The following is a 2,131-nucleotide window of genomic DNA, read 5'->3' as shown; positions in this document are numbered from 1 at the left end:
AAGCTTGCCGAGAGCTATCTCGTGTTTGCATCGCTTGCCTGCGCGTTTGGGCCAGTCGTAAATGTGAACACTGCCTAGTCTCGCGCTTAAACTTATTGGGGCGTCCGTCTGACCGAGGTATGGCATACGGCGGATTCCGACCGCTTCCCTCATTCGGCGGTGATCAGCTCAATGGTTCGTTCGACGGCGAAACTTCGGTCATGCATGAAGTCGCTGAAATGCTTGACGACGAGATTAAGGAGCTTTTTACCGAGCTACCGCATGCAACGAGATGATATCGCTTGCCGTAAGAAATCTTGCGCTCGTCAGATCGCGCCGTATCGGCTTGGCAGCAACTCGGGAAGGGCCAAGCGATACTCGAAGACCGAGCACTGTTGTGTTTTCAGACAGCGGCGTTCGGCAGCATACGTCGGGCGCACTTGCCGCGCCCGATCGCCAGTCTTGTCATGGTATATCCTTACTTAGCTTTGCTTTGACCGGCTACGAGGACGGGCTGCATGAGCTGTTCGGTAATCTTGAACTGCTTGAACGCCAGCCGTGCCTTGCGGATGTCAACGTTATGGCCTAGTTCTCCGATCCACTCCGCGACTTCTTGCTGTGAGGTTTCGCAGCGCACCCCAATGACCACTTCACGCAGCATCAAAAGCTCGCCAAAGTCGGCGTAGTAGTGCCCGTCCTCGTCTTTATCTTGCAGTTCCGCCATCACCCGGTATTCTTTCTCGTATCGCCACGCGTCGAATTTCGTGAGCAGCATGGCCTTTACCATCTCGGGAGTGACGCCAGCGTTGTGCGCCGAAAGATCAATGTCGAAGTCCAGCCGGTTCGACTCATAGCCAACCCGCATTGCGAGTTCGTCTGGAATGTCGAACCCGAGACAGATGCCATAGTGTTTCGCGCCGTAATGCGCCCACATGACCGGATTTTGCCAATCAGTCGAAAAGCAGATCACTCCACGCTGCTTAGACAGGTGCTCGCGCAATACCTCGGCAACCTTTCGATGCTCGCGGCTCGGCAGAATATGAGGTAGTAGCTCGAATGGATCGTTGAGTTCCTCGAAGAGCGAGATTTTCATCCGGCGTTCTTCGATAGTCTTTTTCGCCCACTTTTCTGCCGTTAGATAGTAAAGCCGCATACAGGTCGTCCCGAGCGTGGTAGGTCCGCGTATTGTATCGACTCCCGCAGATACCAATGTCATTTACGGCGATGCGCGCGAACACCTAAAAATCCATGTCTGCCGCGCGATCCCAAGCCGCTTGTTCATGCTCTATGAATGCATTCATGTCCTCGACTGAGGTCATCGCGGCGGCGTACGTGCCATTTGCGGCGTAGGTCAGGACGATCGGCAATTCGGTATCGTGCAGATACGCCCGCGCAGGTTCACGCCCATCTGACCAAAGATAGGCAATAAACGAATCGATGAGGAGGAGCGCGTCCTCTTCTCGAAAAGCGATTCCAGCCCCTAGTCGGTACTTTCGGCTCCCCGCCTTATGAGGCAAAAACACGGGGACCGCGCCTGCGCCTGAATGAAATCGATATGCTTCGCCCCGTTTTCCAAAAGCACCATGCGCGGTAAAATTTCGTAGCTCGAAGCGGATTTCGCCTAGCTGATCAAAATACCGCTTAGCTTCCTTATCGCGCAAATCAAAGACCGCTCTGTACTTCGCCGACCATTCCGCCTGAGCCAATACGGTGATTTCGTCAGCGGTCGTAGCGCGGCCTAGCAGGATTGCGATATGGATGAAGACGTGCTCAGTCCAACTATAGAATGCATCAATGGCAGCAAGCGCCAGCCATCTGGCCTCTCGCCGCAACTGGGTGCTGACGAAGATCGGACCGACATAACGCTCCTTGCCCTCTTTGATTGCAATACGTTCACGGGTACGCGTCTGTGCCTCGGTTGCTTTTGCCTTGAAGCTCTCGGCTAAAAATTCGTAGCGATCAAACAGTTCGCTACTGTTGTTCGTCACGTTCACGGCGGAACGCGCGAGAGCCTGATCTGCTAGCCATTCGAAATAAGGTTGCGCGTTCTTTATGGCCTTTTTTATTCGAATAACGAGGCTCTTTTGAAAACGGAGTGGGTAACGGGGCTCATCGGGCATGCTCATTAAAGCGTGAGAAGTCGAGTTTTCCA

2 protein-coding genes are annotated in these 2,131 nt (G+C 53.9%); both read right to left on the bottom strand.

What is annotated here, in order from left to right; genetic code table 11:
• Window positions 1-457: 457 nt before the first annotated feature.
• Window positions 458-1,132: a DUF2971 domain-containing protein gene (locus AC3WLT_RS37105; protein WP_492596515.1), complete on the bottom strand. Its 675-nt coding sequence runs from the start codon at window positions 1,130-1,132 to the stop codon at window positions 458-460.
• Window positions 1,133-1,217: 85 nt separating this feature from the next.
• On the bottom strand, window positions 1,218-2,131 hold a 914-nt coding region (locus tag AC3WLT_RS37100; RefSeq protein ID WP_492596514.1), incomplete at its 5' end, for a hypothetical protein.

Source organism: Paraburkholderia sp. FW306-2-2C-D06C (genome assembly GCF_058781505.1).
This window is presented reverse-complemented; position numbering and strand designations above follow the sequence as displayed.